The 13826-nt window shown below is 69.7% G+C and carries 14 protein-coding genes; 9 read left to right on the top strand and 5 right to left on the bottom strand.

Annotated elements, in window-relative coordinates; translation table 11 throughout:
- Positions 1–47: 47 nt before the first annotated feature.
- Positions 48–1292 carry a YihY/virulence factor BrkB family protein gene (locus ACW172_RS06930; RefSeq protein WP_492034444.1) on the bottom strand — a complete coding sequence of 415 codons (1245 nt, stop codon included), beginning with the start codon at positions 1290–1292 and terminating at the stop codon, positions 48–50.
- Positions 1293–1377: 85 nt separating this feature from the next.
- Between ACW172_RS06930 and ACW172_RS06925 the strand changes: the two genes are divergently transcribed.
- The 8 genes from ACW172_RS06925 (at position 1378) to ACW172_RS06890 (ending at position 9011) form a co-directional block, all read left to right on the top strand.
- Positions 1378–2136: an MOSC domain-containing protein gene (locus ACW172_RS06925; protein ID WP_492034443.1), complete on the top strand. Its 759-nt coding sequence runs from the start codon at positions 1378–1380 to the stop codon at positions 2134–2136.
- A complete protein-coding gene (gene prmC / locus ACW172_RS06920; RefSeq protein ID WP_492034442.1) occupies positions 2133–3038 on the top strand; it encodes a peptide chain release factor N(5)-glutamine methyltransferase in 906 nt (301 codons plus the stop codon). Before ACW172_RS06925 ends, prmC begins: the two co-directional genes overlap by 4 nt.
- 98 nt (positions 3039–3136) lie before the next feature.
- A complete protein-coding gene (locus tag ACW172_RS06915; protein WP_492034441.1) occupies positions 3137–3487 on the top strand; it encodes an ethanolamine utilization protein in 351 nt (116 codons plus the stop codon).
- Positions 3488–3827: 340 nt separating this feature from the next.
- Positions 3828–4805: a DUF4167 domain-containing protein gene (locus ACW172_RS06910; RefSeq protein ID WP_492034440.1), complete on the top strand. Its 978-nt coding sequence runs from the start codon at positions 3828–3830 to the stop codon at positions 4803–4805.
- A gap of 111 nt (positions 4806–4916) precedes the next feature.
- Positions 4917–6290, top strand: a complete 1374-nt coding sequence (locus ACW172_RS06905) for a hybrid sensor histidine kinase/response regulator (protein ID WP_492034439.1) — start codon at positions 4917–4919, stop codon at positions 6288–6290.
- Positions 6291–6356: 66 nt separating this feature from the next.
- Positions 6357–7040 carry a DUF4893 domain-containing protein gene (locus tag ACW172_RS06900; protein ID WP_492034438.1) on the top strand — a complete coding sequence of 228 codons (684 nt, stop codon included), beginning with the start codon at positions 6357–6359 and terminating at the stop codon, positions 7038–7040.
- Between the two features lie 2 nt (positions 7041–7042).
- On the top strand, positions 7043–8233 hold the full coding sequence (locus ACW172_RS06895; protein ID WP_492034437.1) for an FAD-dependent oxidoreductase: 1191 nt from the start codon (positions 7043–7045) through the stop codon (positions 8231–8233).
- Between the two features lie 49 nt (positions 8234–8282).
- Positions 8283–9011 (top strand): DUF4893 domain-containing protein, encoded by a 729-nt coding sequence (locus ACW172_RS06890; RefSeq protein WP_492034436.1) that lies wholly within the window; start codon positions 8283–8285, stop codon positions 9009–9011.
- A 1-nt stretch (position 9012) separates the two neighbouring features.
- Here ACW172_RS06890 and ACW172_RS06885 read toward each other — a convergent pair whose 3' ends face one another.
- A complete protein-coding gene (locus tag ACW172_RS06885; protein WP_492034435.1) occupies positions 9013–10647 on the bottom strand; it encodes a serine hydrolase in 1635 nt (544 codons plus the stop codon).
- A gap of 191 nt (positions 10648–10838) precedes the next feature.
- Here ACW172_RS06885 and pelA point away from each other — a divergent pair, with 191 nt between their 5' ends.
- Positions 10839–11978 (top strand): pectate lyase, encoded by a 1140-nt coding sequence (gene pelA, locus ACW172_RS06880; RefSeq protein WP_492034434.1) that lies wholly within the window; start codon positions 10839–10841, stop codon positions 11976–11978.
- Here pelA and ACW172_RS06875 read toward each other — a convergent pair.
- The 3 genes from ACW172_RS06875 to ACW172_RS06865 form a co-directional block, all read right to left on the bottom strand.
- Positions 11975–12817, bottom strand: coding sequence for an SDR family NAD(P)-dependent oxidoreductase (locus ACW172_RS06875; RefSeq protein WP_492034433.1), 843 nt, complete (start codon positions 12815–12817; stop codon positions 11975–11977). The genes pelA and ACW172_RS06875 overlap by 4 nt on opposite strands.
- A 122-nt stretch (positions 12818–12939) precedes the next feature.
- Positions 12940–13287 carry a BA14K family protein gene (locus ACW172_RS06870; protein WP_492034432.1) on the bottom strand — a complete coding sequence of 116 codons (348 nt, stop codon included), beginning with the start codon at positions 13285–13287 and terminating at the stop codon, positions 12940–12942.
- A 132-nt stretch (positions 13288–13419) separates the two neighbouring features.
- Entirely contained in the window at positions 13420–13749 is a 330-nt protein-coding gene (locus tag ACW172_RS06865; RefSeq protein ID WP_492034431.1) for a BA14K family protein, read from the bottom strand.
- Positions 13750–13826: the final 77 nt, after the last annotated feature.

The following is a 13826-nucleotide window of genomic DNA, read 5'->3' as shown; positions in this document are numbered from 1 at the left end:
CGCTGAACGATGGGTCCTCGGAACAAGTCCGAGGATGACGGCTGGGGTTAGCGCTTCGTCTTCGCCTTCTTCTTCATCAGCCGGTCGGCGACGGCCTCGGCATGCTTCAGGGTGAAGTCCAGCGCGGCGGGCGACCCCCGCCTCGGCCCCACGGTGTCGGCGACCAGGGCGCCGCGTTCGCCCAGAGGCCGGGGCTCGCCGGTGGTGGTGTCGATGGCCGTCTGATGCTCGATCTCGGCATTGACCTCGGCGCCCATCAGGATGATCTGCACCGAGATCCAGATCCACAGCAGAAAGCCCATGAAGGCCGCCAGCGGACCGTAGCTGTCCAGCCGCACGAAGGTCGACAGATACCAGCTGAACAGGAAGGACACGATGATGCTGAGGATCGCCGCGAACAGGGCGCCCGGGGTCAGCCAGCGCCAGCGCGCCCTCTGTCGGCAGGGGCCGAAGCGATAGATCACCGTCAGGGCCCCGACATAGCCGGCGAACAGCAGGGGCCAGCGCAGCAGGGCCAGAAGGCCGTAGTCCTCCTCCAGCCCGAACACCGACAGCACGATCGGCGCCCCGACGACCAGCCCCGCCGTGACCAGAACCGCCGTCAGTCCCGACAGGGTGAAGGCCATGCAGATCAGGTTGTAGTGGACCAGATTGCGCTTCTCGACCTCGTGATAGGCGACGTTCAGCCCGTAAAAGAGGGTCTTGATCCCCCCGTTGGCCGTCCAGAGCGACAGCAACAGGGTCCAGACGAGGGTGAAGGTCAGCTGGCCCGAGGAGTTCTCGGCCAGCCTCTGCATCTGGTCGCCCAGGAACTCGGCCACGTTCGACGGCAGGACGGAATAGAGGAACTGCAGCCGGCTCCAGGCGTCCGCAGGATCCGCGAACAGCCCGTACAGGGTCACGAAGGCCGCCAGCGTCGGGAACAGGGACAGCACCAGGAAGAAGGACACCCCGCCGGCGAAGAAGCCGACCCGGTCGCCGAAATAGGCCGCACCTACGCGCCAGGCGATGTCCATCCAGCCCTTGTGCGGAATGTGCTCGGGCCTGCGGGCCAGCCGTCCCCGACCCGGATCGCGGGCGTCATAGTCCTCGGGCGTCGGAACGGCTGGCGGCAGGATTTCGGGCCGCTTTGGTCTCAGCTCGACGCCGTATTTGTGGCCCTGGGTATAGAGAAGATGCGCTGCACCGGCGCCCGCCGCCAGCCCGCCGACGGTGGCCGCCGCGAACCGCCAGACCGAGGCTCGGCTGCCGACCCGGGTCAGTTTGAAGGGGAGCTTTGGAGAGGACGCCATCGACGGCTCAACGGCCAAGCTGTCGGCGCGTTCCCGTCCTTGCCCTGCTCTTGCCCGATCTTCGTTCGTCGGGCAGTCATCCCGCATGTCGTCCGTCGCCGCCCTCTACCGCCACCCGGTCAAGGGGTTCACGCCCGAGCCCCTGACCGAGGCCGTGCTGCCGACCGGCGGCTGGTTCCCCGGCGACCGAATGTGGGCGGTTGAGAACGGCCCCTCGGGCTATGACCCCTCGGCCCCCGAACAGATCCCGAAACAGAGGTTCACCGTCCTGATGCGTCAGGCGATCCTGGCCCGGGTCCGCACCCGCTGGGATGAGGCGGCCAACGTCCTGACCGCCGGGATCGACGGCGAACACTTCTCTGTCCGCCTCGACGACCCCGACGACCGCGCCGTCTTCGAGGCCCGGCTGACCGCCTTCCTCGGTGAGGAGGCGCAAGGGCCGCTGAAGCTGATCGCCGCCGGGCCGGATCACCGCTTCATGGATTCGTCCAGGGGCCGGGTCTCGATCCTGAACCTCAACAGCGTGCGCGACCTCGAGCGCCGCTGGGGCCAGACGCTCGATCCCTTACGCTTCCGCGCCAATGTCTGGGTCGAGGGTTGGTCGCCCTGGGTCGAGAACAACCGGGTCGGAGAGGCCATCAAGATCGGCGAAACCACCCTGCGCGGCGCCAAGCCCATCGTCCGCTGCGCCGCCACCGAGGTCGATCCCGAGACCGGCGAACGCGACCTCGCGGTGGTCCGGGCCCTGTTCGAGACCTATGGCCATATGCTGTGCGGACTCTATGTCTCGATCGAGGAGGGGGGTCGCATCGCGGTCGGCGATCCGGTAGCGAGACCCGCATGACCGACACGACCTCTACCCCCGCTTCCGGCCCCACCCTCGTCTCCGCCTGGAAGGCCGCCCAGGCCCGGCTCAAGGCCGCGCGCATCGACAGCCCCTCCATCGACGCCCGCCTGCTGCTGGAAGCCGCGACGGGCGCCAGCCGCATGGACATCCTGACCGACCCCTACCGCGCCGTCAGCGCTGACCAGCTGGCCATGCTCGACGGCTTCGTCGACCGCCGCCTGAAGCGTGAGCCGGTGTCGCGCATCCTCGGCCGCAAGGGCTTCTGGAAGATCATGCTGAACGTCACGCCCGACGTGCTCAGCCCGCGCCCGGACACCGAGACCATCCTCGACATCGCCATGCTGGCGCACGCCCCGCATGAGGCCTTCACCGTCGCCGACCTCGGCACCGGCTCGGGCGCCATCCTGCTGGCCATCCTGTCGGAGCGTCCGGCGGCCAAGGGCGTCGGCACCGACATCTCCTTCGAGGCCCTGGCCGTAGCGCGCGAGAACGCGACGAACCTCGACCTCGACGGCCGCGCCACCTTCCTCAGGACCGAATGGGCCTCGGGCTTCGCCGACCAGAGCTTCGATCTGGTGGTCTCCAACCCGCCCTATATCCCGTCGGGCGACATTCCCGGCCTCGATCCCGAGGTGCGCGACCACGATCCGATCCTGGCCCTGGACGGCGGCCCCGACGGCCTGGAGGCCTATCGCCAGCTGGCCCCCGAGATCAAACGCATCCTCAAAGCCGGCGGCGTCTTCGCCGTCGAGATCGGCTGGGACCAGGGCGAGGCGGTCAAGGCCCTGTTCGACGCGCAAGGGTTCGATAACGTCATCGTGGTCAAGGACCTCGGCGACCGCCACCGCGTCGTCACCAACGGCCCGGACCCGCGCACCAATCCGATTCCGCAGGGGTAAGATCGCTTCCGCCGCCTGTTCCTGCGACGCGATGTCCGTGGCGTCGAACGCCCGGCTCCTGCGGGCGTTGATGCCCCGAACAGGCCGTGGAGCAGACGATGAAGGTCCGGAAATTCGCCGTCGCAGAGGCGGTGTTCGAGCGGTCTCCTGATCAGGACGACGACATCTTCGCGGCCAATATGGTCGATGAGCGCGACGGCGGCCCGGTCACCATCGGCTACGGACGTTACGGTCCCGACCAGACCCTCTCCGAAACCATGGCGGTCGACGACACGATGATCATTCTTGAGGGGCGGCTTTCGGTCTCCACCGACGCGGGCACGGTGACTGCCGGCCCGGGGGAGATCATCTATATGCCCAGGGGCGAGATGGTGACGATCCGTTCTCACGCCGAGGGGGCCGTCACCGCCTATGTCACCTGGCCGCACTGGCGTGAGGCGCGATCCTGAATGCGACCCCCGTTGTTCCACGGTCCTCGAACCGCGAGGCGGATCGCTCCAAACAAACCCCTTGGAAAACAGCTGGACGCACGCTAAGTCAAAGACTGTCTCCCACCCAAACCGCACGCCTCTGCCGCCTATCCGGCTCAGTCACGCGCGCTCGGGGCATGTGACGGTCGGGCCGGAAGCCCGGCGGACCACGGGGCGACGAGGGATTTCCGACCATATCGTTTTTTGGGGATTGGCCCCGAACGAAGCGGAACGACGAACCGGACAGGTCCAGGACGCGCATCGCGATCCGGCTGTCCTCTCGAAAGCACGGTAGCGTCTCATGAGAGATTTCAAGGGCATGAAGCGTCAACGCGGACGTAACAGAAAGCCCGGCGGCGGTCAGTCGAACGCCAACAACGCCAATCCGAACCGGTCCTGGGATTCCCAGGGCCCGGAGAACATCAAGGTCCGCGGCAACGCCCAGACGGTCTATGAGCGCTATCTGCAGCTCGGCCGCGACGCGTCGGCCTCGGGCGACCGGGTGCTGGCGGAGAACTATCTCCAGCACGCCGAACACTATTTCCGCGTCCTGCGCGCCCTCCAGCCGGCCCGGCCGGTGTCGGAAATCGCCGCGCGCGAACTGTCCAACCAGGGCTTCGACATCGATTTCGAGGACGAATCGGGCGCCCAGGCCGCGGCCTTCCTCGCCGCGCAACAGGCCGCCGAGCGCGCCGCCCAGCAGGCCAATGAGCCGCGCCCTGATCGTCAGGACAATCGTCAGGACGGGGATCAGCCGCGCGAGCAGAACCGCGACCGTGACCGCAACGAAGGCGGCCAGCAGCGCGAATGGCGCGACCGGGACAACAACAAGGATCGCGATCGCGACAACAACCCGAACCGCGAACCCCGCGCCGAGGGCGAGGAGGGCGGTCCGCGCCGTGAGACCCGTCGCGAACGCTGGGAGCGCCGCCGCGAGGAACGCAACCGCCGCTTCGAGGCCGAGGGCGGCGTGGGCGAGGCGCCTGAAAACACCCCCTATGACGCCGGTGCGGACGCCGCCGCCGACGTCCAGGCGGAATCGCCCGCCGAGGCTCTCGCCGGAACCCCCTACGAGCCTGCCGCCGACGACGCGCCCAAGGCCCAGCGTCCGCGCCGCGCCCGCATGCCGCGCGAAGGCGACGGCGACGACGCCCCGGCCGCCCTGCCGGGCTTCCTGACCCGCTCCGCGGCCCCGGCCGCCCCTGTTGCTGACGCGCCGGTTGAGGCGTCCAGCGACGAGGCCGCTCCGAAGAAGCGCGCGCCCCGCCGCAAGGCCGAAACCGCCACCGAAGACTAATCCGGACCCCGGGTCGTTCGCGGCCCGGGGTTTCTTTTGTCGACCATAACAACCTATGGTTTTACCATAATGCAACCTCCGGGTCCCATTCTGGGGTCAGGAGGATGTGTCATGGAAAAGATTCTCATGCTTCTGGCCCTTGCCCTGTCGGGCGCCTGGGCCGGGATAAGACTGGCCCTCAAGGCCCGCGCCGAGGCGCGACGGCTTCAGGCTCGCAATCTGGAGCTGGAGGAGCGGGCGGGGGACGACGCCCGAGATCTGGCGGAGGCGCGCAAGACCGCCGAGGACGCCGCTTGCCGCCTGACCGACGCCGAAACGGCCCGGGGGGACTTTCTGGCGGGGCTGTCGCACGAACTGCGCACGCCCCTGAATGCCGTAATCGGCTTTGCCGAACTGATGCGGATGAACGTCCAGGCCGAGCCCATGACCCGGCGCCAGTCCCAGGCCGTGGACCACATCCTGGCATCGGGACAGGCCCTGCTGGGCCTGATCGAGGAGGTGCTGGACCTCGCCCGGATCGAGGCGGGCAAGGTTTCCATGTCGATCGAGGCGGTCGATCCCCATCTGGTGGCGCGTCAGGTCTGCGACGCCCTCAGGCCAGAGGCCGAGGCCGCCGGCCTGACCCTGAGCGCCCCGCCGCCGACCGCCGGCTTCGGCGTCGTCGCCGACCGGACCCGGCTGCGGCAGGTGCTGATCAACCTCGTGTCCAACGCCATCAAATACAATCGCCCAGGGGGCGCTATTTTCCTGCAACTGCGACAGACCGCCGAGGGCGTGGCCCTGTCGGTGCACGACACCGGCGTCGGCATTCCCGAGGCGCGCATGGCCGGCCTGTTCCAGCCCTTCAACCGGACAGGCCGGGAGATCGCGGATCCCACTGGGACCGGCATCGGTCTGGCCGTCTCGCGCCGTCTGGTCGAGGCGATGCAGGGCCGGCTGGAGGCGGTCAGCCGCGAGGGGGAGGGGTCGATCTTCACCCTGACTCTTCCTCTCGCCCGGTCGACGGCGCTTGAGATCACCGCCTCGCCTATTCCCACGCTGGATCGGCCCGATCTGCCGGGCGGCGCGACCCTGCTCTATGTCGAGGACAATCCGTCCAACATCGCCCTGATGCGGCATGTCATCGCGGCGCTCGGCGGCATCCGGCTGCACGTCGCCGAAACGGGGCATGAGGGGCTGACCCTGGCGCGCGACCTCAGGCCCGACGTCATCATCCTGGACATCAATCTGCCGGGGCTGGACGGGTTCGAGCTGAAGGCGCGGCTGGACGCCGATCCCCTGACGCGCGGCCTGCCCGTGCTGGCCCTGTCGGCCAGCGCCCTGCCCGGCGACTTCAAGCGGGGGCGGGCGGCGGGCTTCCGCGACTATCTGACCAAGCCGATCGACATCCCCGTCCTCGCCCGGGCCCTGAACGGCGCCCTGATGGAGGCGGTCGAGCGGAACGCCGCGATCGAGGCGGCCCTCGGCGACGTGCGGGCGGCGTAACAGCTTGACGGCGGGCGCGGCGAGGGGTCTGAAGACCCCAGCGTCAGTCGTAGCTCAAGGTCGCCCATGCGCCTCGCCGTCCTCGCCGGTCTCGCCGCCTCCCTGGTCCTGTCGGCCTGCGCCGCGGGCGCGCCCCCGCCGCCCCCGCCGCCGCCGAACCAGCCGACCTATCCGGCCCCGCCGCCCGGGCCCGGAGCCTCAGGCGGCGCGGCCCTGATGGACTGGCGCGGCGTCATCACCGCCACCGACCGCGACCGCTACCAGCGCCGCGACGCCGCCTGGTCCCTGGCCCTGCAGCAAGCCCGCCGCCAGACCGGCTCCGGCGACCTCGCCAGCCTCGGTGACCTGACCGATCCGCGCGCCGCCTTCGCCCCCGTCGTCCCGCCCGTCGGCGACTATCGCTGCCGCACGGTGAAGCTGGGCTCGCAAGGCGGTGAGGAGGGTCTCGGCTATGTCGTCTACGGCTGGTTCGCCTGCCGCATTGAACAGACGCCGCGCGGGCTGAAGTTCTCCAAGCTGACCGGCTCCCAGCGGCCGAGCGGCCTGCTCTTCCCCGAGACCGACCGCCACATGGTCTTCCTCGGTTCCGTAGCCCTCGCGGCCGAGCCCCCGGCCAACACCTACGGCCGCCGCCCCGACCGGGACGTCGTCGCCACCCTGGAGCGGATCGGCGACCGGCGCTGGCGTCTGGTCATCCCCTGGCCGCAGAACGAATCCAACCTCGACCTGATCGAACTGGTCCCCGCCTGAGGGTGGTCCGGTCTGTCGCCGTCGCCGGGGCCGGGCCCACCGGTCTCGCCGTCGCCCTGATGCTGGCGCGTCAGGGTCGGCGCGTGGTGGTGTATGAACGGTTCGAGGAAGCCCGCCCGGTCGGGGCCGGCTTCATGCTCCAGCCCACGGGCCTGCATGTGCTCGACCGGCTCGGCCTGACGGCGGAGGTGGAGGCCTACGCCCAGCCCCTGACCCACATCTTCGGCCGCGAGGCGCGCCGGGGCCGGGTGGTCCTCGACATCCGCTACGGCGACCTGAGGACGCCGCGGCCCTCGCTCGGGGTCTGCCGCGCGGCCCTGTTCCACGTCCTGCACCGCGCCTGTCTGGCCGAGGGGGTCGCGTTCGAAACGGGCCGGGAGATCGTCTCGGCCACGGAGGGCCGTCTGACCGGCGCCGACGGCTGGGCCAGCCCGGCCTTCGACCTCGTCATTGACGCCACCGGCGCCCGCTCCCCCATCGCCAGGGCCCTGGGCGCGCGGCGTCAGGAGCTGGGCTGGTCAGGCCTGTGGGGCACGGTCCCCTGGCCGGGCGGGGCCTTTGATGAGGGCGCGCTGGAGCAGGTCTATCGCGGCGCCGCGAAGATGATCGGCGTCCTGCCCTGCGGGGTGCGGCCTGATGCGCCGGACCAGCGCCTCGCCACCTTCTTCTGGAGCCTGAAGGGCGACGACCATCCGCAATGGCGCGCGTCCGGCCTCGCGCCGTGGAAGGCCGAGATCCTGTCCCTCTGGCCCGAGGTCGCACCGGTGCTCGAGGCCATCGTCGATCCGGACGCCATGACCCTGGCCCGCTATGGCCATCACACCCTGATCCGCCCCGTCGCCGACCGGCTGGCGGTGCTCGGCGACGCGGCCCATTCGACCAGTCCGCAGCTGGGGCAGGGGGTCAATATGGGCCTGCTCGACGCCTTGGCCCTTGCCGACGCGCTGGAGACCCACGCCGAGCTGTCGGACGCGCTGGACGCCTATGCCGCCGCCCGGCGTTGGCATGTGCGCCTCTATCAGGCCCTGTCGATGGTCTTCACCCCCTTCTATCAGGCCGACGGCGCTGTCCTGCCGTGGATCCGCGACCACATCCTCGGCAAGGTCGCCCGCCTGCCCTTCGCCCCGCGCCTGCTGGCCGCGACCGTCTCGGGTCTGCTGCTCGATCCCAGAAGCGTTCCCGGGGGCCGGTGAACCCCAACCGGCCCGGACCGTTCGTCTCCCTCTGATCCAAGGAGCGCCCATGGCCGTCCGAGCCCTCACCGCCGCCGCCGCCGTCCTGACCCTCGCCGCCTGCGGTCAGGGCGCGGCGCCCTCGCCAGAAGAGGCCGCGGCTCCCGCGCCGACCGAGCCGGTCGCCGGTCAGCCCACGACCAGCCCCACGCCGCTCCCGACCGAACAGACCCGGGTCCCGTCGACAGGCGAACAGGGCGGCGTCTCCGACTGGCGTCAGGTGGCCAAGGCCGCCGACGCCTCGGCCTTGGGCCGCTTGGATCAGGCCTGGCGGCTGGGCCGCGCCGAGGCCGAGGACAAGGGGTTCGCCGATCAGGTCGAGGCCCTGGGTCCCCTCGTCGATCCCAACGCCGCCCTGCCGGGCCGCCTCCAGCCCCCGCCCGGGAGTTATCACTGCCGCACGATCAAGCTGGGTTCGCGCGATGAAAGGGGACCCGCCTTCCTGTCCTATCCGAACTTCCGCTGCACGGTGGAGCTGACCCCCGGCGGCGACCTGGTCCTGACCAAGACCACAGGCTCGCAGCGCTCGCGCGGCCTGCTCTATCCGCATTCGGACAATCAGCTGGTCTTCCTCGGCGCCCAGGCCTGGGGCGACGAGACGACGTATCCGACCTATGGCCAGACCCGCGAGCGCGACCAGATCGGCGTCCTCGAACGCCTCGGCCCCCAGCGCTGGCGCCTCGTCATCCCCTGGCCGAAGCAGGAGGCCAAGCTGGAAATCCTCGAACTGACGCGGTGACCTAGACCTTGGTCAGCCTGAGGTCTTGATAGTCGTACGAGAAATCGGCGTCCGGGCTCAGGGCCTTCATCGTCGCCGTCTTCGGGCGGCCGTTCTCCAGGGCGAAGGTGACCAGCAGATCCTCTTCGCGCTTGTCGAGGAAGCGGGTGCGCATCGTTTCCCCGTCATAGGGTTCGACCGGCCCCTTCAGCGTCGGGGTGTGGGTGAAGCGCATCCACAGGCCCTCGCCGCGCTTCTCGATGACGATGTCGCCATACCAGGGGTCGCGCCAGGTCCCGGCATAGGCCTCCAGCGGCAGCGACGGCTTCGTGCCCGCCGCCTGACGGGCGTCGATGTCGGCGGCGGCCTTGACCGCCTTGGGCTCGGCCTCGGCGGCCAGCCGCACCGAGTCGGCGATCCAGTCGAACGACCCGCCCTTTTCCATGCAGATGTCGGCGATGCCCGAGCGCAGGGCGCGCAGCAGCTGGCCCTCCTCGGCATTGGAGAAGATGGAGAAGCCGACGTTGCGGCCCGGGATCATCACCGTCGCCGAGATGCCGCCCGGCGAGCCGCCGCCGTGGCTGATGTAGCGTTCACCGCGATAGTCCTGCACCTGATGGCCCATGGCGTAGGTCGAGGCGATGGCCCGGCCCGGCATGGCCGCCGTCGGCCCTTCCGAGCCCGAGACGATGATGTTGGGCCTCCACATCTCCTTGGCCGAGGCTTCGGAGAACAGCCGCGATCCGTCCGGCAGCTTACCCATGGCCAGACGGATGGCGATCCATTTGGCCCAGTCGGTCGCGGTGGTGCAGATGCCGCCCGCCGCCGCCGCCGAATCCCAGTTCCAGACCTCGGCGATCGAGTCCGCGATCTGCGTCATCGGACCATGGGTCCGCAAGGGAGGCCCGACCCGGGCGTGGGGCAGGGCCGACTTCGCCGGATCCGCCAGGGTCGCCAGGGGCACGGTCTCGGTCATGCCCGCGCGGCTGAAGATTCGCGTCTGGATGAACTGCTCCCAACGCATGCCGGAGACCTTTTCCAGCACCGCCCCCGCGACCACGAACATGAGGTTGCAGTAGTGATAATTCGCGCGGAACCCGTCCTCGATGGGCACAAAGGCGGCCTGACGCACGACCTCGTCGCGGGTCCGGTCGCTGTTGGGCCAGAACAGCAGATCCCCGGCGCCCAGGCCGAAGCCGGCGCGGTGACTGAGGGTGTCGCGAACGGTGATGTGCTCGCCGATGTACGGGTCCGACAGGGCGAAGTCGGGCAGGTAGGTCTTCACCGGCTCGTCCCACTTCACCTTGCTCTCGTCGACCATCATGGCCAGGGCGGCGGCGGTGACGTTCTTGGTGTTGGAGGCGATGGCGAACAGGGTGTGCTCGTCGGCCCTGGTCGCCTCGCCCATCTTGCGCACGCCGTAGCCGCGCGCCAGGACCGTCCGGCCGTCCTTGACCACGGCGATGGAGAGGGCGGGCTGGTCGGGGAAGGCCGCCATGGCCCGTTTCACATAGGCGTCGACGGTCTCGGCCAGGGCGGCCCCGGCGTCGGGCGCCGAGGTCGCCGTCTGGCTCCAGGCCAGGGTCGGGCTCGCCAGACCGGCCATGCCGAGGCCCGCGGACGACAGGGCCTGACGGCGCGACAGACGAAGGGACATGACGAGAACTCCAGCGAAACCTGAACGGTGAGGCTACGCGCCGATTCAGGCGGGCGCCAGTACGGCGGCGCTCGGCCCCGTCCTGACACCGGTGTCTTTTCAGTGTCGCGACGCTGGTGTAGCGTCCGGGCAGACCTCGCCGTCCGGGACGGAACGGGGCGGGCCTGAAGGTCCATTCGGGAGGAGCCCCTATGTCGTATTCCTCGACCGTTCGCGGTCGCGCCTTGATTGCCGCCGCCGCGCCCCTGCTGGCCGTGATGGCCGCCTGCGCCCCGGCTGTCGCCAACACGTCCGCCGCGAGTGCGCCGCAACCGGTCGCCGCCCAGAACAGCGCGCCCGTCCGCTGGGGCAGCGCCGTCCTGCGTCAGGACGCGGCCTGGTACGCCTCGGCCGAGGCCCGGCGTCTGGCCGACAGCGTCCTGCTCTACCAGTTCGCCAATGGCTCCTGGCCCAAGAACACCGACATGAGCGCGCCCCCGGCCGCGCCCGTGGACGAAGAACTCGGCGACACCATCGACAACCAGGCGACCACGCTTGAGATGGAGTTCCTGGCCAGGGTGGTTCAGGCGGGCGCGCCCAATTCCGCCGCCTATGTCGCCGCCTTCGACAAGGGCTTCGATTGGGTTCTGGCGGCCCAGTACCCGAACGGCGGCTGGCCCCAGTTCTTCCCGCTGCGGACGGGCTACTATACCCACATCACCTACAATGATGACGCCATGGTGCGGGTGCTCAACGTCCTGCGCGACGTCTCCAACGGCGCCGGCCCCTACGGCTTCGTCGACACGGGCCGCAAGGCGAGGGCCGCGGAGGCCGTCACGCGCGGGATCGACATCATCCTCAAGACCCAGATTGTGCAGGACGGCAAGCTGACCGTCTGGTGCGCCCAGCATGACGAGGTCACCCTGGCCCCGGCGTGGGCGCGCAAATTCGAGCCGCCGTCGCTGTCGGGTTATGAGAGCGTGGGTATCACCCGCTTCCTGATGGGCATTCCCAACCCCTCGCCCGAGGTCATCGCCGCCGTCGAGGGCTCGGTCGCCTGGTTCAGATCCACCGTCATCCCCGACATCGCCGTCGAGCGCTTCACCAATGCCGAGGGTCAGAACGACCGTCGCGTGATCCCGGCCCCGGGCGCCCGCCTCTGGGCCCGCTTCTATGAGCTGGGGACCAACCGGCCGATCTTCATCGACCGCACCTCGGTGTTTCAGCCGGCGCTGGCCGACCTCGATCGCGAACGCCGCGCCGGCTATAATTATTACGACGGCGCCGGGGCCAATCTGATCGATCGCGACTACCCGGCCTGGCGTCGCCGCGTCGGCCTGCCCGCGACCTAGGACGCGATGAAGGCCGCGAAGGCTTCGGCGTAATCCGGATGCCAGCGTGACAGGGCCGGGCGGTTCTCGATGAGGTCGCCCATGGCCCACTGCATCCGCTTCTGGTCCAGCGGCCGGTCGACGTCCTCGTCCGGGCACAGGATGTAGAAGTCGCCGGCGGCGAGGCCCTGCATCATGAAGTCGACCGTCTGGGCCGAGGTCCAGGCGCCCGACGGCTTGTCGCTCCGGCCCCGCGCCGTCATCCCGGTGAAGACGAAGCCGGGGATCAGCAGATGGGCCGAGACCTGACCCTCGCCGGTGTTCCTGAGCTCATGCGCCAGCGCCTCCGTATAGGCCTTCACCGCCGCCTTTGAGACATTGTAGGCCGGGTTGCCGGGCGGGTTGGTGATCCCCTGTTTCGAGCCCGTGTTGATGATCAGCCCGGGCCGGCCGCGCGCGATCATCCCGGGAACGAAGGCCTGACAGCCGTGGATCACGCCCCACAGATTGACGTCGAGCAGTGTCTTCCAGTTCGCTTCCGGCCCGAGGGCGTCGGTGGGCATGGACACCGCCGCATTGTTCATCAGCACATCGACCCCGCCGAAGCGCGCGACGACCGCGGCTTCCAGCGCCGTGACCGCGGCCCGGTCGGACACGTCCACGGCGAAGATCGCGGTCTCGGCTCCGGGAGCCCGCGCCCTCACCGCTTCGACCGCTGCTTCAAGCCGGGCCGGATCCAGATCGACCAGGGCGACCTTCAGTCCCAGCGCCGCGAACTGACAGGCGGCCTCCAGCCCGATGCCGGACGCCGCCCCCGTGACGACGGCGACCGCGCCGGGGATCAGGACGGGATGGGACATGGCGGCCTCCTTCGGTTCGGGAGGCGGCAAGGGACGCTTCGGCCCGGGCGGGGTCAAGGCGGCGGACGCGAAAAGGCCCGCCGCGTTTCCACGGCGGGCCTCATCAGACCTGAAGGCTCAGCCTAGAGTCGGCAGCGGGCGAAGACGCCGCGACGGACCACGAACATGTCGGTGCGCGGGTTGTAGCTGCGGTAGCGCATCGAGCAGGCGTGGACGTGGCGGTACCAGTCGTTGTGGCGGGTCCAGCCGCGCGGCGGCGCCGGCGGACGGGAGCCCCAGTGGTCGTCCCAGGTGCCGTACATATGGTCCGGGCCGGCGCCGTGGTTGGGCCCGTTCATGGGACCATGGTTCATCGGTCCGTTCATCGGACCCGAGTTGTAGGGGCGTTCCTGGCCGACGGTTCCGGCGGCGGCAGGCAGGGCGCTGAGAGTCATCAGACCCGCGGCGGCGGCGATCAGCAGTTTTCTCATAAGCGTTTCTCCGATGGCCGGGACCCGCCCGGCGTTCACCAAGAACACCCCGCCCCCTGCGACGTTGCACCGCAGGTGAGATTTCACCGCTCGACCCGCCGGGGCTGCAACCCCGGCGGGATTCTCCAGCGATTACAGGCGACAGACCGCCGTCTGGCCGCGCCGCACCGTGTAGCGGTCAGTGGCCGGATTGTAGCTGCGATAGCGCTGCGAACAGGCGCGAACGTGGCGATACCAGTCGTTGTGGCGGGTGAAGCTGCGCGGCGGGGCCGGCGGGCGGGCGCCCCAGCCGGTGTTCCAGGCGCCGTATTCGTTGCCGCCGCGTCCGTTGTCGTGGTCGGCGCCGCGTTGCGGCTGTTGCGGCCCGTTGTTGTGCGACTGCGGCGCGGCGGCCGCGGGAATGGCGCTCAGGGTCATCAGGCCGGCGGCCATGGCGGCCAGGATCGTGCGGGTCTTGCGCATGAGAGGTCTCCTTCTTGATCGGCAATGTCCGATGAAGCTCAAACGTCACGCCGTCGGGAATCGCCCTCTGTCCGAGA

It is taken from the genome of Brevundimonas sp. ALps5 (assembly GCF_058681645.1).
This window is presented reverse-complemented; position numbering and strand designations above follow the sequence as displayed.

Coding starts and splice junctions, on each gene's coding strand:
- ACW172_RS06865 (WP_492034431.1), bottom strand. CDS start 13,749: ATGCGCAAGACCCGCACGATCCTGGCCGCCATGGCCGCCGGCCTGATG.
- ACW172_RS06885 (WP_492034435.1), bottom strand. CDS start 10,647: ATGTCCCTTCGTCTGTCGCGCCGTCAGGCCCTGTCGTCCGCGGGCCTC.
- ACW172_RS06875 (WP_492034433.1), bottom strand. CDS start 12,817: ATGTCCCATCCCGTCCTGATCCCCGGCGCGGTCGCCGTCGTCACGGGG.
- ACW172_RS06915 (WP_492034441.1), top strand. CDS start 3,137: ATGAAGGTCCGGAAATTCGCCGTCGCAGAGGCGGTGTTCGAGCGGTCT.
- ACW172_RS06925 (WP_492034443.1), top strand. CDS start 1,378: ATGTCGTCCGTCGCCGCCCTCTACCGCCACCCGGTCAAGGGGTTCACG.
- ACW172_RS06890 (WP_492034436.1), top strand. CDS start 8,283: ATGGCCGTCCGAGCCCTCACCGCCGCCGCCGCCGTCCTGACCCTCGCC.
- ACW172_RS06905 (WP_492034439.1), top strand. CDS start 4,917: ATGGAAAAGATTCTCATGCTTCTGGCCCTTGCCCTGTCGGGCGCCTGG.
- ACW172_RS06930 (WP_492034444.1), bottom strand. CDS start 1,292: ATGGCGTCCTCTCCAAAGCTCCCCTTCAAACTGACCCGGGTCGGCAGC.
- ACW172_RS06870 (WP_492034432.1), bottom strand. CDS start 13,287: ATGAGAAAACTGCTGATCGCCGCCGCCGCGGGTCTGATGACTCTCAGC.
- pelA (WP_492034434.1), top strand. CDS start 10,839: ATGTCGTATTCCTCGACCGTTCGCGGTCGCGCCTTGATTGCCGCCGCC.
- ACW172_RS06900 (WP_492034438.1), top strand. CDS start 6,357: ATGCGCCTCGCCGTCCTCGCCGGTCTCGCCGCCTCCCTGGTCCTGTCG.
- prmC (WP_492034442.1), top strand. CDS start 2,133: ATGACCGACACGACCTCTACCCCCGCTTCCGGCCCCACCCTCGTCTCC.
- ACW172_RS06910 (WP_492034440.1), top strand. CDS start 3,828: ATGAAGCGTCAACGCGGACGTAACAGAAAGCCCGGCGGCGGTCAGTCG.